The organism is Streptomyces sp. NPDC023481 (assembly GCF_055560195.1).
Genome location: NZ_JBVHJE010000017.1, coordinates 219,485 through 234,760, shown reverse-complemented (window position 1 = coordinate 234,760; position 15,276 = coordinate 219,485). Strand labels below are relative to the sequence as shown.

The following is a 15,276-nucleotide window of genomic DNA, read 5'->3' as shown; positions in this document are numbered from 1 at the left end:
GCCGTCGCCATCATGAGCCCCTCCCAGTCGATCGATCCCGCTCACACCGGCACCTGGTCCGGCAACCCGCGTCTACCCCGACCACCCCACACCACGCCTGCCGATTTTCGGATTTCTTCCCGGCGCGGCCCGGCCACGCGCCGGTGCGCCGCGTGCGCTCGACGCATCCCGTGTTCCTCCCGGGGCTACCGCACGGTAACCCCGTGGCCCTACGCTGCCGTCAACTCGGCCACAGCGAAGGGAAGTTCGGGGATGCGCGGAACGAGACGGCTCGCGGCACTCGCAGGGGCCGCGGCCCTGTTGGCGGTGGCACCGGGCAACGCCCGGGCGGCGTCGCCGAAGTTCTCCGAGACGACGGCCATCGGTACGCACAACGCGTACGACAAGTCCAAGTACACGTACTTCGCGCAGGCGCTGGACTCCGGCGCCTCGCTGCTGGAACTGGACGTCTACGCCGACACCGTCAACCACCGCTGGCGGGTCAGCCACAGCAACCCGCTGGGCGACGACAACAACTGCGAGGCGGCGAAGACCCCCGCCGAGCTGTACAGCAAGAGCCGCAACCAGGACCTCGGCAGCTGCCTGGACAACATGGCCGCCTGGAACCAGCTCCACCCCGACCACCCCCCGATCCTCGTCAAGGTCGAGATGAAGGTCGGCTTCAACAACAACGCGGGCCTCGGACCGGACGAGTTCGACACGCTCGTGGCGCAGAAGCTGGGCAGCAGCGTCTACAAGCCGGTCGACCTGCTCGGCGGGACGTACCCCACGCTGGACGCGGCGGCGAAGGCCAACGCCTGGGCCGGCCGGGACTCCCTGCGGGGCAAGTTCGTCTTCGACCTGATCCCGGGCACGGTGGAGCAGGCCAACCCGTTCGACCACTACTGGACGGACGAGGAGTACGGCGACCACCTGCGCGACCTCGCCGCGGCCGGGAACATCTCGGCGGCGCAGGCCTTCCCGGCCGTGCTCGGCGCGGCGAACGGCGATCCGCGCACCAGCCGCTACGACGCCTCGATCCGCCCCTGGTTCGTCTTCTTCGACGGTGACGCGGCCACGTACGTGAACAACGGCTACGACACCTCGTTCTACTCCGCGAACCACTACATCCTCATCACCACGGACGCCCACAACGTGTCCCCGGCGATCTCCTCCACCAACCCGACGGACGCCGAAGTCGCCGCGCGGCTCGCCCTGCTGGCCCGGGACCACGCGAGCCTGATCACCTCGGACTGGTCGGCGAAGTCCGCGTCGGTGCTGAGTTCGGTGACCACCCGAAGCTGAGGTTCCGGACAGCGCCGCACGGGGCACAAGCCTCACATGCTGCATGGCATCGACGTGAGCGTCTTCCAGTCCTCCTCGTACGGGACGGACGGCCTCTCCTTCGCCTTCATCAAGGCGACGGAGGGCCGTTCGTACGTCAACCCCCGGCTGTCCGCGCAGACGAAGACCGCCCGCGACGCCGGGCTGGTCGTCGGTTTCTACCACTTCCTGTGGCCCGGCGACACAACCGCCCAGGCCGAGTTCTTCCTCTCGCACGCCCCCGAGCGCGCCGGCGACATCCTCGCGGTCGACTGGGAGACCACGGGTGACGGCACGCACGCGACCAACGCGGACAAGGACCGTTTCCTTCGCAAGCTGAAGGAGCTGCGGCCGCACAACCGGGTCGTGCTCTACTGCAACCGGCACTTCTGGCTGGACATCGACACCACGTCCTACGCCGGGGACGGGTTGTGGATCGCCGACTACGTCACCGCGGGCAAGCCGCGCGTGAAGGCGCCGTGGCGGTTCCACCAGTACACCAGCGAGCCCCACGACAAGGACGTGGCGAACTTCGCGAGCAAGGCGGCGCTGAAGGAGTGGGCCACCTTGTAGGCGACCGCGGCCACGGCCGGGCGGCTGGGTCAGGCCCGGAAGTCCTCGGGGCGTTCCGGTGAGGCGTCCGCCAGGGCCTTCTCCACGGCGGCCGTGCCGGCGCGCAGGCCGTAGACCGGGGTGCCGGGCTGCTGGCGCCAGGAGTCGGCGAGGGAGCCGGCGTCGACCGTGTCGAAGCCCAGTTCGTCGATCAGGGCGCGGACGGTCCGCTTGGCGGCCTCGTCGTCGCCGGCGACGGGGAGGGCCATGCGGTCGGGGTCGCCCGCGGGTCGGTGCCGGTCCAGGATGTCCTGGGCGTAGGTGCCGTTGAAGGCCTTGATCACCGGGTGGCCGAGGTGCTGCTCGGTCCAGCGGCTCTCGGTGAGGCCCTCGTCCTCGATGGCCGCGATCCGGCCGTCGCGCTGCCGCGGGTAGTAGTTGCCGGTGTCGATCACCGCGGCTCCCTCGGCCGCGCCGTCCAGCAGCCCCGCGGGCAGGTCCGGGATCGCCTTCAGCGGAACGGTGACGACCACCACCTCGGCCCCCTTGGCCGCGTCCTCGGCCCGGACCGCGGTGGCCCCGGTCTCCTCGGCCAGTTCCCGCAGCGTCTCGGGGCCCCGGGAGTTGGCGACGGAGACGTCATGGCCGAGGGCGGTGAGCCGCCGGGTGAGGTTGCCGCCGATGTTGCCCGCGCCGATGATGCCGATCTTCATGGCCGACCCTCCGAACTGTCGATGCACACGCATACTTCGGTCCCCCGGGTCAACCGTCCGCCCCCGTGCCGTATTCCGCACCTGCGCCGGACGGCGGACGCCCCACGCCGACAGGGGGAGCCCGTCCCTGACCGGGCGGGACGCCCCCTGCCGCGTTCGGGTCACTTGTTCAGGTAGGTCCAGAACTCGTCGAACGACAGCACCTTGTCGCCGTTGAGGTCGCGGGACTTGATGATGGCCTCGGCGACCGTCTCGGTGACGTTCCAGTCACCCTGCTGCGCCAGGGCGGACTTGAACTCCGCCGCGGTGATGAATCCGTCACCGTCCGCGTCGATCCGCTGGAACTGCTTGCGTGCTTCCTCGATGTCCGCCACCGATCCGCCCCTTTTGCTCGTGTTTCTCGTGCCGTGCTGGCGTACTGACGCTGGTCAGATTAACGGCCCGCACGGGAGCGGAACGCCACGGCCCTCGCCGGTGGCGGGCGTCAGCGGAAGATGCCGGTGTGCCCCAGTGAGTAGCGGCCCGGCTGGGGGTAGACGGCGAGGCCGTGCGGGCCGCTGCCGACCTTGATGCGGGCCAGCTGGGCGCCGGTGCGGGTGTCGATGGCGTACACCTCGGCGTTGTAGCGCCCGGAGAGCCACAGGACCCTGCCGTCGGCGGAGACCCCGCCCATGTCGGGGCTGCCGCCGCCGGGCAGGTGCCACTTCCTGGTGAGCCGGCCCTGGGTGAAGTCGAAGACGGAGATGGTGCCCTCGCCGCGGTTGGAGACGTACATCTCGCGGGAGTCGCGGCTGACGTAGAGGCCGTGGGCGCCCTTGCCGGTGGCCAGGAACCGGGGCCGGGTGAAGCGGTCCCCGTCGAGGATCCACAGCCCGTTCGCCATCATGTCGGCGATGTAGAACAGCTTGCCGTCCGGGGAGATCTTGACGTCCTGCGGCATGGCGCCCCGGAACGGCAGTTTCTCCTGGGCGACGACCTTCATCCGCGCGGTGTCGACCTTGAGGATCTCGCCGCTGAACTCGCAGGAGACGATGAAGTAGCGGCCGTCGATGGAGAAGTCGGCGTGGTTGACGCCGTAACAGGTGACCGGGAGGGACTTGACGACCTTCATGGTGTGCGCGTCCCGGAACACCAGCGCGCGGTCCATGGAGGCCATGACGACCGCGTATCTGCCGTCCGGGGTGAAGTACAGGTTGTACGGGTCGTGCACGGCGACCGGCTTGCCGGCCCGGCCGGTCCGCGGGTCGATGGGGGTGAGGCTGTTGCCGAGGTCGTTGTTGACCCAGAGGGTCTTCAGGTCCCAGGACGGTACGACGTGCTGGGGCTGGCGGCCGACCGGGATGGTCCGGACGACCTTGTAGGTCGCGGGGTCGATGACGGTGACGGTGTCGGAGTTGGTGTTGGGCACGTACACCCGGGAGGGGAAGTCCCGGACCACGGGCGAGAGCCGGTTCGGCCGGTCGGCGGCGTACAGGTCGGCCGGGTCCTGCACCGGGGGCATCCCGGGCAGCACGTTCACCCGCGGCTTTCCCACCCGCGGCTGCACCGGGGCCTTGCTGCCGAGGGCCTCGCTCTCGTGGTCCCCGCCGCCGCCGCACGCGGAGAGCAGCGTCAGGGCGGTGAGGGCGGCACCGGCGGCCAGCAGGCGGGCGGCTTTCGTGTTTCGCATCAGCTCAGCAGCTCCGTGGTGGTGACCGCGCGCAGTCCGCGGCGGCCGAGTTCGGTCAGGACGTCGGGAAGGGCGGCGACCGTGTCCGGGTAGCCGAAGTGCAGGCTCACCACCGATCCGTTGCGCACGCCGGCGAGGACCTCACGGGTGACGGCGGCGGCACCGGGGCGGGTGTAGTCGAGCGAGTCGACGTCGTACGACAGCACGTGCGGGTAGCCGGCGGCGCGGGCCAGCCGGGCGACGAGCGGGGAGGCGGTCGGGGCTCGGGAGGGGCGGAACCAGGTGCCGATGGAGCCGGTGAGCCGCTTGAGCCGCTCGGCGCAGTCGGTGATCTCCCGGCGGGCGTCCGCCTCGGCCAGGGTGTTGACGCCGATGTGCCGCTGGGTGTGGTTGCCGAGGTCGTGGCCGCCGTCGAGGATCCGGCGGGCCATGTCGGGGTGCTCGTCCAGCCAGGTGCCGACGGCGAGCACGGTGAGCCGGGCGCCGTGCCGCTCGGCCGTGCTGAGCAGGGCGCGGGCGAGGGCGGGGTCGCCCTGGCCGTGGAAGGTGAGGGCCACCCGGGGGCGGTCGCGCGGGCCGTGGGTGATCTGGGCGGGGCTGCCGGGGTAGGCGCGGGGAGCCGCGGCCGTGGCGGGGTGGGTGGCGGGGGACGCGGAGGACGAGGGGGGCGGTGTGGGGGGCGGGGCGGCGGGCCGGCCGGTATCGCACCCGGCGGCGAGGGCACCGCCGGCCACGAGCCCGGCGCCGGCGCGCAGCACGTCTCGGCGGGGGGTGGAGGTCACCCGCACCATTTAAGGACGGGTTGGTAAGAAAACCGGCGATTAGCCCGCTTGGGAGCGGCTTCGGGTCGCCGCGCCCGAGATGTACTACCGGTCCGCGACCCGCATCTCGAACCAGGTGGTCTTGCCGCGCGGCAGCAGGTCGACGCCCCACCGGTCGGCGAGCTTGTCCACCAGGAACAGTCCGCGCCCGCTGACGTCGAGTTCCTGGACCGGCATCAGGCAGGGCAGCCCGCGCGAGGGGTCGCGGACCTCGACCCGGATCCAGCCGGTGCGGCGGCGCATCCGCAGGCCGAAGACCCGGGCGCCGGTGTGCCGCACGGCGTTGCCGACGAGTTCCGACACGAGTAAGACCGCGTCCTCGGCCAGCTTGGGGCTGAGCCGCCAGGTGCGCAGGACGACGACCTGGGCCAGCCGGCGGGCGGTGGCGGCGGACTCGGGGCGGGACGGCAGCGGGACCTCCGCCTCCGTCGGGTTGCCGAACAGTTCGATCGCCTTGAGCGCCTGTTCGTCCTCGACCGCGGGCGACCAGCGCGCCGCGGCTGCACGGCTGTGTCCCCGCGGCTGTTCGATGCCCTCCAGCCCCGCCATGCCCCCATGATGGCCGTCCGGAGCCGACTTGGGGGCCGTTCCGGAGGAATACGCCCCCCGCACGCCCCCGTTCCACGTCCTGCGCCCGGCATATGCCGTGGGCATCACAATGTCCGGCTCGACCCGGTTGACCTGCGCAGACGGCTCACTTCCGGGCAAGCGACAGGCTCCCTCGACAAGGCAGGCTTAAGGCTGCCTTAAGGCTCCCATAAACCGCCCCATCGAGGTAGCCGTAGGTGACGCGGCGCCAATTACCCCCCGTCCAGGGGGAGTCGGCGGACGTGCACCGCGTTGACGGTCAGACGAACTCGGCCTTGCCCGGCCCCTCCTCGACGAAGCTGCGCATGCCCCGCTCGCGGTCCTCGGTGGCGAACAGGCCCGCGAACCAGTTCCGTTCGACGGCGAGCCCGGTGTCGATGTCGGTCTCCAGGCCGGTGTCGACCGACTCCTTGGCCGCGCGCAGCGCGATCGCCGGGCCCCGGGCGAGCCTCGCGGCCCAGGCGTGCGCCTGCTCGTACACCTCGGCGGCCGGGACGACCCGGTCCACCAGGCCGATGGCGAGGGCCTCGTCGGCCTTGACCTGACGGCCGGTGAAGATCAGGTCCTTGGCCCTGGAGGGACCGACCAGCCGGGGCAGCCGCTGGGTGCCGCCGGCGCCCGGGATCAGCCCGAGCAGGATCTCGGGCTGGCCGAGCTTGGCGTTGTCGGCGGCGATGCGGTAGTCGGCACAGAGGGCCAGCTCGCAGCCGCCACCGAGCGCGTAGCCGGTGATGGCCGCGACGACCGGCTTGGGGATGCGGGCCACGGCGGTGAAGGCGTCCTGCAGGCCGCGGGAGCGCCGGACCATCGCGGGATGGTCCATGTTCTGCATCTCCTTGATGTCCGCGCCCGCCGCGAACACCCGCTCGCCGCCGTAGATGACCACGGCGCGCACGTCGTCGCGGTGCGTGGCCTCCTCGGCGAGTTCCCTCAGCCGGTCCTGGGTGGCGATGTCCAGCGCGTTCATCGGCGGCCGGTCCAGACGCAGGGTGCCGACGCCTTCGGCGACTTCCAGAGTGACGGTCATGCGGCTCAGGTTAACGGCCACTAACGGCGGTGGTCCCGGTGCCGTTCCTCACAGCACCGGGACCACCGCCGTCACCGCGGGTTCACTTCTTCCAGGCCGCCCACGACATGTTCCAGCCGTTGAGGCCGTTGTCCGGGGCCACCGTGGCGTCGTGGGAGTTCTTGACGACCACCACGTCACCGATCATCGAGTGGCTGAAGAACCAGGCGGCCGGGACGGAGCCGTCGTAGCCGCCGCGGACGTCGCGCAGGCCCACGCAGCCGTGGCTGGCGTTGTAGTTGCCGAAGGCGTCGCCGCCCCAGTAGTTGCCGTGGATGAAGGTGCCGGAGTTGGTGAGGCGGATGGCGTGCGGGACGTCCTTGATGTCGTACTCGCCGCCGTAGCCGACCGTCTCGCCGTTCATGCGGGTGACGGCGAGCTTCTCGCTCATGACCATCTGGCCGTTCCAGGTCTCGTAGCCGGGCTTGCCGGTGGTGACCGGGAGGGTTCTGACGACCCTGCCGTCCTGGGTGACCTTCATCGTGTGCTTCTTGGCGTCCACGACGGAGACCTGGTTGCGGCCGATGGTGAACCGCACGGTCTTGTGCTGCTTGCCGTAGACGCCGTCACGGCCCTCGACACCGTCCAGGTCGAGGTCGACGGTGACCTTGGTGCCCGCCTTCCAGTACTTCTCGGGACGGAAGTCCAGGCGGTCGTTGCCGAACCAGTGGCCCTCGACGTCGACGGCCGGCTCGGTGGTGATCCTGACGGCCTTCTCGACCGCGTCGGGGCTGGTGATGCCCCGGGTGAAGCGTATGGAGAAGGGCATGCCGACGCCGACGGTGGAGCCGTCCTCGGGGGTGAAGTAGCCGACGAAGGTGTTCTTCGGGGTGAGCGTGGTGAAGGTGGAGTCCTCGGCCGCCGCCCGGCCCTCGCTGTCCTTCGCCACCGCGTGCACGGTGTACTTGGTCGCCGCGGCCAGGTGCGAGGACGGCGTCCAGGACGTGCCGCCCCCGGTGAGGGCGCCCTCGACCTTCGCGCCCTTCTCGTCCTTGACGGTGACCTCGGTCAGCCTGCCCCGGGCGACGCCGACCTTCAGGGCGCCGCTGGTGTCGACGCCGGTGGCGCCGGACTCCGGCGCGATGCTGACCGCCGCCGCGGACTGCGCGTCCTTCCGGCCGCCGTCCCCGCCCTTGCCGTCCCCGGAACCGGACCCCGATCCGCCGCCCCCGCCGCACGCGGTGAGCGACAGCACCAGGGCGCCGGCTATGACCGCCAGTCCCCTACGGCCTCGCCGCCCCCGAGCCGACGCCCCCGCTACAGGCCGCACGTTCACTCGTTCTCCCCTCGCCGGGCCCTGACCAGGCCCGCTCCCCACCACGTTGTGCGCGCATATTAACTGCCAGGTTTTCAGCGGGGTGTCAGGCGAATGTCACCGTTCCGTCGCAACTTCCGCCCGGCACCCGCGCCGGCGCCCCGCCCCTCACCTGGTTACTTCTCCGCGCTGCCGGCCTTCCACTCCTTCCAGCCCATGTTCCATCCGCCGAGGCCGTTGTCGGGTGCGACGGTCTTGTCCTTGCTGTTGACGACCTCGACGACATCCCCGACGAGGCTGCGGTCGAAGAACCACCCGGCCGGGGTGTCCGAGCTGCCGCCCTTGACGTCCACGAGACCCACGCAGCCGTGGCTGATGTTGACCCGTCCGGGGGCGTCCGTGGCCCAGTAGTTGCCGTGCAGGAAGGTGCCGGATTCGGTGAGCCGCATGGCGTGCGGGACGTCGGCGATGTCGTACTCGGCGCCGAGGCCGACGGTCTGGCTGTTCATGCGGGTGACCTCCAGCATGTCCATCACCACCATCTTCCCGTTGTAGGTCGGGTGCTTGGGGGCGCCCGCGGTGATGGGGACGGTGGCCAGGAGCTGCCCGTCGCGCCGTACGTCCATGGTGTGCTTGGCCGCGTCGACCAGCGAGACCTGGCTGCGGCCGACGGTGAAGGAGAAGGTCCGGTCCTGCAGGCCGTAGATCCCGCGGGCGCCCTCGACGTCCCGCAGGCCCAGGTCGACGGTGACCTCGGTGCCCGGTTTCCAGTAGTGCTCGGGACGGAAGTCCAGCCGGCCCTTGCCGAACCAGTGCGGGCGGATCTCGACCGGGGGCCGCGCGCTGACCCGGACGGCGCGTTCGACGGCGGCGCGGTCGGTGATCTCCTGGCTGAAGGAGAGCGAGACGATCATGCCGGTGCCGACGGTGGCGCGGTTCTCCGGGGTGACGTAGGCGATGAACCTCCGGTCGGGGACGTAGGTGGTGAACGTGGTGTGCCGGGCCGAGCGGCGGCCCTGGGAGTCCAGCGCGACCGCGTCGACGGTGTACTTGGCGGCCAGCGCCAGCCGGTCCTCGTCCGGCCGCCAGGTCAGCCCGTCCTCGCTGACCCGCCCCGGGACCGGGGTGTCCTGCGCGTCCTGCGACCTGACCACGGTCACCTTCTCCAGGCGCCCGCCGGGCACCCGTACCCGCAGCCGGTCGCCGGGGCGTACCGCCTTGCTGCCGTCGTTCGGGGTCACCCGGATGACGTCCTCGGGGGGCCGCGGCCCGCCCAGTGCCCCGCCCATGCCCAGCGGTCCGGAGCCGTCCGCGGAGCAGCCCGCGAGCAGCCCCGCCCATGTCAGTGCGGCGGCCAGCGCGGCCGCCGTGCGCCGTGCGCGTCCTGTTACGTGCCTCACACGGGGCACAACGACGGCGCACGCTCCGGGGAAACGTGAGTGCGAGCCGCGCGCTGGGCAGAACAGAGGCAAGGACGACACGTCGGGGAGCCGCCGCGCCCGCCTCGGAGCCGTCGGGGCGCAGTCGTACCGGGCGGCCGGGGGTGCCGGAACGCTCCCCCGGCCGCTCGGCACGGCCGGACGCGCCCCTCGGTCGTGCCCACCGAGCTAAGGGGCCGACAGTGACGAGCGCAGCCGAGCAGCGGGCGCCGGCCGGGGAGCCGGCCGCCGGGAGCGGGCAACCGGCGGCGGTGAACGGCCCCCGGCGGGCCGTACCGCCCGTCCCGGCCGTGTGGCCGGGTGCGCCGACCCCGCTGGGCGCCCGGTTCCGGACCGGACCGGAGGGGGTGCCGGGCACCAACTTCGCGCTGTGGGCGGCCGGCGCGGAGGCGGTCCGGGTCAGCCTGTTCGACGAACAGGGCCGGGAGACACGGATCCCGCTGACCGAGCTGACGCACGAGATCTGGCACGGCTTCGTGCCGGGCGTGATGCCCGGACAGCGGTACGGCTACCGGGTCGAGGGCCGCTGGGACCCGTGGACCGGCGCCCGCTGGAACCCGGCGAAGCTGCTGCTCGACCCGTACGCCCGGGCCGTGGACGGCGAGTTCGGCCTGCCGCCGGAGGTGTACGGGCACGTGCGGGACTGGCCGGACCAGTCGGTCGCCGACACCGTGCGCGACGAGCGGGACTCGGCGCCGTACGTCCCGAAGGGCGTCGTCGTCCACGATGACGACGACTGGTCCGACGACCACCGCCCCAAGACGCCCTGGGCCGACTCGGTCATCTACGAGCTGCACGTACGGGGTTTCACCAGGCTGCACCCCGGCATCCCCGAGGAGCTGCGCGGCACCTACGCGGGCCTGGCGCACCCGGCCGCGATCGAGCACCTGGTGCGCCTCGGCGTCACGGCCGTCGAGCTGCTGCCCGTGCACCAGTTCGCGCACGAGGACCACCTGCTGCGCCGGGGCCTGAGGAACTACTGGGGCTACAACTCCATCGGCTACTTCGCCCCGCACGCGGCCTACGCGGCCTCCGGTACGGCCGGACAGCAGGTCGGCGAGTTCAAGCGGATGGTGCGCGCGCTGCACGCGGCCGGCATCGAGGTCATCCTCGACGTGGTCTACAACCACACCGCGGAGGCGGGCGAGCTGGGGCCGACGCTGTCCCTGAAGGGCATCGACAACCGCGGCTACTACCGGCTCCAGGACGACGCCCGCCGGTACGCCGACTACACCGGCTGCGGCAACACCCTGCACGTGGTCCAGCCGCAGGTGCTGCGTCTGATCACGGACTCGCTGCGCTACTGGGTCACCGAGATGGGCGTGGACGGCTTCCGCTTCGACCTCGCGGCGGCGCTGGCCCGCTCCATGCACGACGTCGACATGCTCTCCCCGTTCCTGGCGGTCATCGCCCAGGACCCGGTGCTGCGCCGGGTGAAGCTGATCGCCGAGCCGTGGGACATCGGCTCCGGCGGCTACCAGGTGGGCGCGTTCCCGCCGCTGTGGACCGAGTGGAACGACCGCTACCGCAACGCGGTCCGGGACTTCTGGCGGGGCGCCCTGCCCGACGTGCGCGAGATGGGCTACCGCCTGTCCGGCTCCAGCGACCTGTACGCCTGGGGCGGCCGGCGCCCCTACGCCTCCGTCAACTTCGTCACCGCGCACGACGGTTTCACCCTGCGCGACCTGGTGTCGTACGGCACCAAGCACAACGAGGCCAACGGCGAGAACAACCGCGACGGCACCGACGACAACCGCTCCTGGAACTGCGGCGTCGAGGGCGAGAGCGAGGACGAGCGGGTGCGCGCGCTGCGCCGCCGGCAGCTGCGCAACCTGCTGACGACCCTGCTGCTGTCCACCGGCGTGCCCATGCTGGTCGCCGGCGACGAACTCGGCCGCACCCAGCGCGGCAACAACAACGCCTACTGCCAGGACAACGAGATCGGCTGGCTGGACTGGTCGCTGCTCCAGGAGCCCGGCTGGCGGGCCCTGTGCGACCTGACCGCCCGGCTGATCGCGCTGCGCCACCGGCATCCGGTGCTGCGCCGGCGGGCCTTCTTCTCCGGCCGCGCCCAGACCGCGGACGGGCTGCGGGACCTGGCCTGGTTCACCGCGCGGGGCGCGGAGATGACCGAGGGCGACTGGTACGCGCCCGCCGCCACGCTCGGGATGTACCTGTCCGGGCGGGACATCCCCGGCCGGGACGAGCGGGGCGCGCCGGTGGTCGACGACAGCTTCCTCGCGGTGCTGCACGCCGGCGACCGGCCGACCGGCTTCGTGCTGCCCGGGCCGCCGTGGGCGGAGCGGTACGAGGTGGTCGTGGACACCTCGGTGGAGGAACAGGCGCAGGCGCCCGGTACGGTCCACCGGGCGGGGGCGGAGATCACGGTGCCGGCCCGGGCGGTGCTGCTGCTGCGGGTCGCCTGAGCCGGTGCGGCACCGGTGCGTCCCGTGCGTGACGCGGATCACGCACGGCGGGTGCAGCGTCCCCGGGGGTCCAGGGCCTTACCCCTGGTGGAGGAAGAGCCGGCGAGAACGGGGACCGAGGAATGGAGCAGACCGGGGCCGGTGAGTACGACGCGTTCGTGGCGGCCCGCTGGTCGGTGTTGTTCCATCTCGCCCGTCTGCTCACTGGAGGTGACCGGCATCGCGCCGAGGACCTGTTGCAGGAGTCCTTGGTCAAGCTGTGGTTCGTCTGGCCGAAGGTCGCCGACGAGGCGCCGGAGGCCTATGTGCGCAAGGTGCTGGCGCGGGCCGCGGCCCGCTCGGCGCGGCGGCGCTGGTGGGGTGAGCGGCCGGTGGAGCAGCTGCCCGAGGTGGCGGCGGCCGGTGACATGTCGGCGACGGTGGCGGAGCGCTCCCGGCTGGAGGCGGCGCTCGCCCAGCTGACGCCGCAGCAGCGGGCCGCCGTGGTCCTGCGCTACTACCAGGACCTGCCCGACCGGCAGGTCGCGGAGACCCTGGGCTGCCCGGTGGGCACGGCCCGGTCCCATGCCGCGCGCGGGGTGGCCCGGCTGCGCCGGCTCCTGGCCGACGTCATCGAGCCGGTGGGGTGAGGGAGGGCCCATGGACCGCATGGATCACACGGATCGTACGGATGGCAGCGACGGTACGGACCGAACGGACCGCTTGGACGAGACGCGCCGTATGGACCCGCTGGACGGAACGCCCGGGGGGCGGACGGACGGTGCCGACGCCTTCGAGCGGCAGTTGGCGCAGCTCATGCACCGCGCCGGGCAGCCGGTGCCCTTCGAGGCCCGGCACCGGGAGGCGCTGCGCGCCGGTGTGCGGGCCCGGCGCCGGGTGCGCACCGCGCGCCGGGCGGCCGGTTCGGTGCTGGCGGTGGCCGGGCTCGGTCTGGGGCTGTTCCTGTGGCCGCACGGCCACACCGCCGACCGGCCCACGGCACCGCACCCCCGGCCCGCGGTCAGCCCGTCCCCCACGCCGAGCACGGCACCGCCGCCGTCACCCACCGACTCGCCGAGCGCCCCGCCGTCCGTGACGTCCCCGGCGACGTCGTACTCCCGGACACCGACCCACTCCTGGTCGTCGTCCGGGCCGCCGGCGACCACGGGGAGCACCACCACGGCGACCGCCTCGGAGCCGCCGCCGGCCACGGCCACCGCCCAGTCCGGCGGGACGAGCCCGTCGGCCACGGCGCCGGTGAGCGAGTCCGGCGCGCCGTCACAGGAGCCCTCGTCGACGATCGGCGCGACCGGCTAGCCCGCGCGTCCCGGCAGCTCCCGCCCACTCCCATCCGCTCGCGCGTGCCCTCGGCATGCCCGACCTCTGTGAACAAACGGGGTAATACGTGATATTCACCCGACCCAGCCGGCCGAGTCCACCGCCGGCCGCGGCACCCGCGCCCCGGCGCACCCCGCCGCCGGCGGGCCGCGAGGAGCCCGTCCTGGACGTGGCCGTACCGGTGTTCAACGAGGAGAAGGACCTGGAGCCCAACGTCCGGCGGCTGCACGCGTATCTGCGGGACACCTTCCCCTACCCGTTCCGGATCACCATCGCCGACAACGCGAGCACCGACCGCACCCCGGCCATCGCCGCCCGGCTGGCCGGCGAACTGACCGAGGTGACCTCGCTGCGGCTGTCCCGCAAGGGCCGCGGCCGGGCGCTGCGGGCCGCCTGGTCGGGATCCCGGGCGCCCGTGCTGGCGTATCTCGACGTGGACCTGTCCACCGGGCTCACCGCGCTGCTGCCGCTGGTCGCCCCGCTCCTCTCGGGCCACTCCGACCTGGCCATCGGCACCCGGCTGGCGCCGGGCGCGCGGGTGGTGCGCGGAACCAAGCGGGAGGTCGTCTCCCGGTGTTACAACGTCCTGCTGCGGTGCACGCTCGCCGTCGGCTTCTCCGACGCGCAGTGCGGTTTCAAGGCGGTCCGGCGGGAGGCCGCCGAGCGGCTGCTGCCGCTGGTACGGGACGGGGAGTGGTTCTTCGACACCGAGCTGCTGGTGCTCGCCGAGCGGGCCGGGCTCAGGATCCACGAGGTGCCGGTGGACTGGGTGGACGACCCGGACAGCAGCGTCGACATCCTCGCCACCGCGCTGGCGGACCTGCGCGGGATCGTGCGGATGCGGCGCACCCTGGCCCGCCGCCGGCCCGGGCCGGTGGTCCGGTGACCGCGACCCTGCCCGGCATACGCACCGCGCCGCCCGGCCCGGCGCCCGTCTCCCGGTTCCGGGCCGCCGCCCGCCGGCACGGTCCGGTCCTCGCCCTGTTCGGCACGGTGAAGCTGGCCGGTTTCTGCTCCTTCCTGTATCTGCTGTCCTCGGCCGGGGACTTCCACGGCAGGGACCCCCGCTTCGGTGGCGGCGCGCACGCCTGGGACGTGCTGGCCACCTGGGACGGCTGGTGGTACCAGCAGGTCGCGCTGCACGGCTACGACCCGAAGCTGGTCCCGGTGCCGGGCGCGACCGGCCTGATCACGCTGGAGGGCAACTCGGCGGCGTTCTTCCCGCTGTACCCGGCGCTGATGCGGCTGACCAGCGAGGTCACCGGCCTCGGCGCGTACGGCGCCGGGCTGCTGGTCGCGATCGTCGCGTCCTTCGCCGCCGCCCTCGGTGTGTACGCCGTCGCCGAGCGGTTCGGCGGCCGGCGGGCCGGGCTGGCGGCGGCCGGGCTGTGGGCGGTGTGGCCGGGGTCGGGCGTGGAGTGGGCGGTGTACTCCGACTCCCTGTACGTGGCCCTGGCCGTGTGGGCCTGCCACGCCGTCATGGGCCGCCGCTGGCTCACCGCCGGTGTGCTCACCTTCGCGGCCGGCCTCAACCGGCCCACGGCCGCCGCGCTGATCGCCGCGCTCGGCGTGGCCGCGCTGCTCTCGCTGCGCCGCCGCGAGGAGCACCCGCTGCGTCCGCTGCTGGCCCTGGCCGTGGCCCCGATGGGGCTGCTCGGCTATCTGCTGTGGGTCGGCAACCGCATGGGCGACCTGGGCGGCTACTTCAAGCTCCAGTCGGGCGCGTGGGCGCACAGCTTCGACTACGGCGAGCAGACCCTGGACGTGCTGACGTCCGTGCCGGTGGGCCACTTCACGTACCTGTTCGCCTACCCCTTCGCGGACGTCGTCGGGGTCGGCGTGGTCCTGCTGGCCTTCGCGCTGCTGCTGCTGGTGCTGCGGCTGCGCCCGCCGGCCGTGCTGGTCGTGTACACCGTGCTCACGCTCGCCCTGGTCCTGGGCAGCCAGCAGATCTTCGCGAACGTCTCCCGCTATCTGCTGCCCTGCTTCCCGCTGTTCCTGCCGCTCGCGGTCGCCCTGCGCCGACTGAGCCTGCCCGTGCTGTGCACGCTGCTGGGCATCGCGGCCCTGGCCTCCGGCTCGTACGCCGGGTACGTGCTGTTCGAACTGGGGGTGCCGTGATCCGCGG

At 72.5% G+C, this 15,276-nt stretch carries 14 protein-coding genes and 1 pseudogene; 7 read left to right on the top strand and 8 right to left on the bottom strand.

Annotated elements, in window-relative coordinates; genetic code table 11:
* Positions 1 to 252: 252 nt before the first annotated feature.
* Both ACZ3ZD_RS29610 and ACZ3ZD_RS29605 read left to right on the top strand, forming a co-directional pair.
* Complete coding sequence (locus tag ACZ3ZD_RS29610) at positions 253 to 1,284, top strand: phosphatidylinositol-specific phospholipase C domain-containing protein (RefSeq protein WP_467403725.1); 1,032 nt, start codon at positions 253 to 255, stop codon at positions 1,282 to 1,284.
* A 36-nt stretch (positions 1,285 to 1,320) separates the two neighbouring features.
* Positions 1,321 to 1,875 carry a glycoside hydrolase family 25 protein gene (locus ACZ3ZD_RS29605; RefSeq protein ID WP_467403723.1) on the top strand — a complete coding sequence of 185 codons (555 nt, stop codon included), beginning with the start codon at positions 1,321 to 1,323 and terminating at the stop codon, positions 1,873 to 1,875.
* Between the two features lie 29 nt (positions 1,876 to 1,904).
* Here ACZ3ZD_RS29605 and ACZ3ZD_RS29600 read toward each other — a convergent pair whose 3' ends face one another.
* The 8 genes from ACZ3ZD_RS29600 to ACZ3ZD_RS29565 form a co-directional block, all read right to left on the bottom strand.
* Entirely contained in the window at positions 1,905 to 2,567 is a 663-nt protein-coding gene (locus ACZ3ZD_RS29600) for an NADPH-dependent F420 reductase (protein WP_467403720.1), read from the bottom strand.
* Positions 2,568 to 2,728: 161 nt separating this feature from the next.
* Entirely contained in the window at positions 2,729 to 2,941 is a 213-nt protein-coding gene (locus ACZ3ZD_RS29595) for an EF-hand domain-containing protein (protein ID WP_225823344.1), read from the bottom strand.
* A 110-nt stretch (positions 2,942 to 3,051) separates the two neighbouring features.
* Positions 3,052 to 4,236 (bottom strand): YncE family protein, encoded by a 1,185-nt coding sequence (locus ACZ3ZD_RS29590; RefSeq protein WP_467403715.1) that lies wholly within the window; start codon positions 4,234 to 4,236, stop codon positions 3,052 to 3,054.
* The gene (locus ACZ3ZD_RS29585; RefSeq protein WP_467403710.1) at positions 4,236 to 5,027 is read right to left on the bottom strand and encodes a polysaccharide deacetylase family protein; all 792 of its coding nucleotides are present in this window, start codon (positions 5,025 to 5,027) and stop codon (positions 4,236 to 4,238) included. The genes ACZ3ZD_RS29590 and ACZ3ZD_RS29585 overlap by 1 nt, the downstream gene beginning before the upstream one ends.
* A 75-nt stretch (positions 5,028 to 5,102) precedes the next feature.
* Positions 5,103 to 5,711: an ATP-binding protein gene (locus tag ACZ3ZD_RS29580; RefSeq protein WP_467403707.1), complete on the bottom strand. Its 609-nt coding sequence runs from the start codon at positions 5,709 to 5,711 to the stop codon at positions 5,103 to 5,105.
* 193 nt (positions 5,712 to 5,904) lie between these two features.
* Positions 5,905 to 6,672: an enoyl-CoA hydratase/isomerase family protein gene (locus ACZ3ZD_RS29575; RefSeq protein ID WP_467403701.1), complete on the bottom strand. Its 768-nt coding sequence runs from the start codon at positions 6,670 to 6,672 to the stop codon at positions 5,905 to 5,907.
* An 82-nt stretch (positions 6,673 to 6,754) separates the two neighbouring features.
* Entirely contained in the window at positions 6,755 to 7,987 is a 1,233-nt protein-coding gene (locus tag ACZ3ZD_RS29570) for a L,D-transpeptidase (protein WP_467403697.1), read from the bottom strand.
* Between the two features lie 155 nt (positions 7,988 to 8,142).
* On the bottom strand, positions 8,143 to 9,366 hold the full coding sequence (locus ACZ3ZD_RS29565; RefSeq protein WP_467403693.1) for a L,D-transpeptidase: 1,224 nt from the start codon (positions 9,364 to 9,366) through the stop codon (positions 8,143 to 8,145).
* 221 nt (positions 9,367 to 9,587) lie between these two features.
* Between ACZ3ZD_RS29565 and glgX the strand changes: the two genes are divergently transcribed.
* The 5 genes and pseudogenes from glgX (at position 9,588) to ACZ3ZD_RS29540 (ending at position 15,269) form a co-directional block, all read left to right on the top strand.
* A complete protein-coding gene (gene glgX, locus ACZ3ZD_RS29560; RefSeq protein WP_467403691.1) occupies positions 9,588 to 11,831 on the top strand; it encodes a glycogen debranching protein GlgX in 2,244 nt (747 codons plus the stop codon).
* 122 nt (positions 11,832 to 11,953) lie between these two features.
* Positions 11,954 to 12,460, top strand: coding sequence for a SigE family RNA polymerase sigma factor (locus ACZ3ZD_RS29555; protein ID WP_467403688.1), 507 nt, complete (start codon positions 11,954 to 11,956; stop codon positions 12,458 to 12,460).
* A gap of 91 nt (positions 12,461 to 12,551) precedes the next feature.
* A complete protein-coding gene (locus ACZ3ZD_RS29550; RefSeq protein ID WP_467403686.1) occupies positions 12,552 to 13,127 on the top strand; it encodes a hypothetical protein in 576 nt (191 codons plus the stop codon).
* 91 nt (positions 13,128 to 13,218) lie between these two features.
* Positions 13,219 to 14,007, top strand: a pseudogene (locus ACZ3ZD_RS29545) (dolichyl-phosphate beta-glucosyltransferase); the annotation flags it as partial.
* Positions 14,008 to 14,030: 23 nt separating this feature from the next.
* Positions 14,031 to 15,269 (top strand): hypothetical protein, encoded by a 1,239-nt coding sequence (locus ACZ3ZD_RS29540; protein ID WP_467403682.1) that lies wholly within the window; start codon positions 14,031 to 14,033, stop codon positions 15,267 to 15,269.
* Positions 15,270 to 15,276 lie beyond the last annotated feature (7 nt).

Bases quoted from the DNA above. Each gene is read 5' to 3' on its own strand.
- ACZ3ZD_RS29610 (WP_467403725.1), top strand. From the start codon at position 253: ATGCGCGGAACGAGACGGCTCGCGGCACTCGCAGGGGCCGCGGCCCTG.
- ACZ3ZD_RS29605 (WP_467403723.1), top strand. From the start codon at position 1,321: ATGCTGCATGGCATCGACGTGAGCGTCTTCCAGTCCTCCTCGTACGGG.
- ACZ3ZD_RS29600 (WP_467403720.1), bottom strand. From the start codon at position 2,567: ATGAAGATCGGCATCATCGGCGCGGGCAACATCGGCGGCAACCTCACC.
- ACZ3ZD_RS29590 (WP_467403715.1), bottom strand. From the start codon at position 4,236: ATGCGAAACACGAAAGCCGCCCGCCTGCTGGCCGCCGGTGCCGCCCTC.
- ACZ3ZD_RS29585 (WP_467403710.1), bottom strand. From the start codon at position 5,027: ATGGTGCGGGTGACCTCCACCCCCCGCCGAGACGTGCTGCGCGCCGGC.
- ACZ3ZD_RS29580 (WP_467403707.1), bottom strand. From the start codon at position 5,711: ATGCCCACGGCATATGCCGGGCGCAGGACGTGGAACGGGGGCGTGCGG.
- ACZ3ZD_RS29575 (WP_467403701.1), bottom strand. From the start codon at position 6,672: ATGACCGTCACTCTGGAAGTCGCCGAAGGCGTCGGCACCCTGCGTCTG.
- ACZ3ZD_RS29555 (WP_467403688.1), top strand. From the start codon at position 11,954: ATGGAGCAGACCGGGGCCGGTGAGTACGACGCGTTCGTGGCGGCCCGC.
- ACZ3ZD_RS29550 (WP_467403686.1), top strand. From the start codon at position 12,552: ATGGACCCGCTGGACGGAACGCCCGGGGGGCGGACGGACGGTGCCGAC.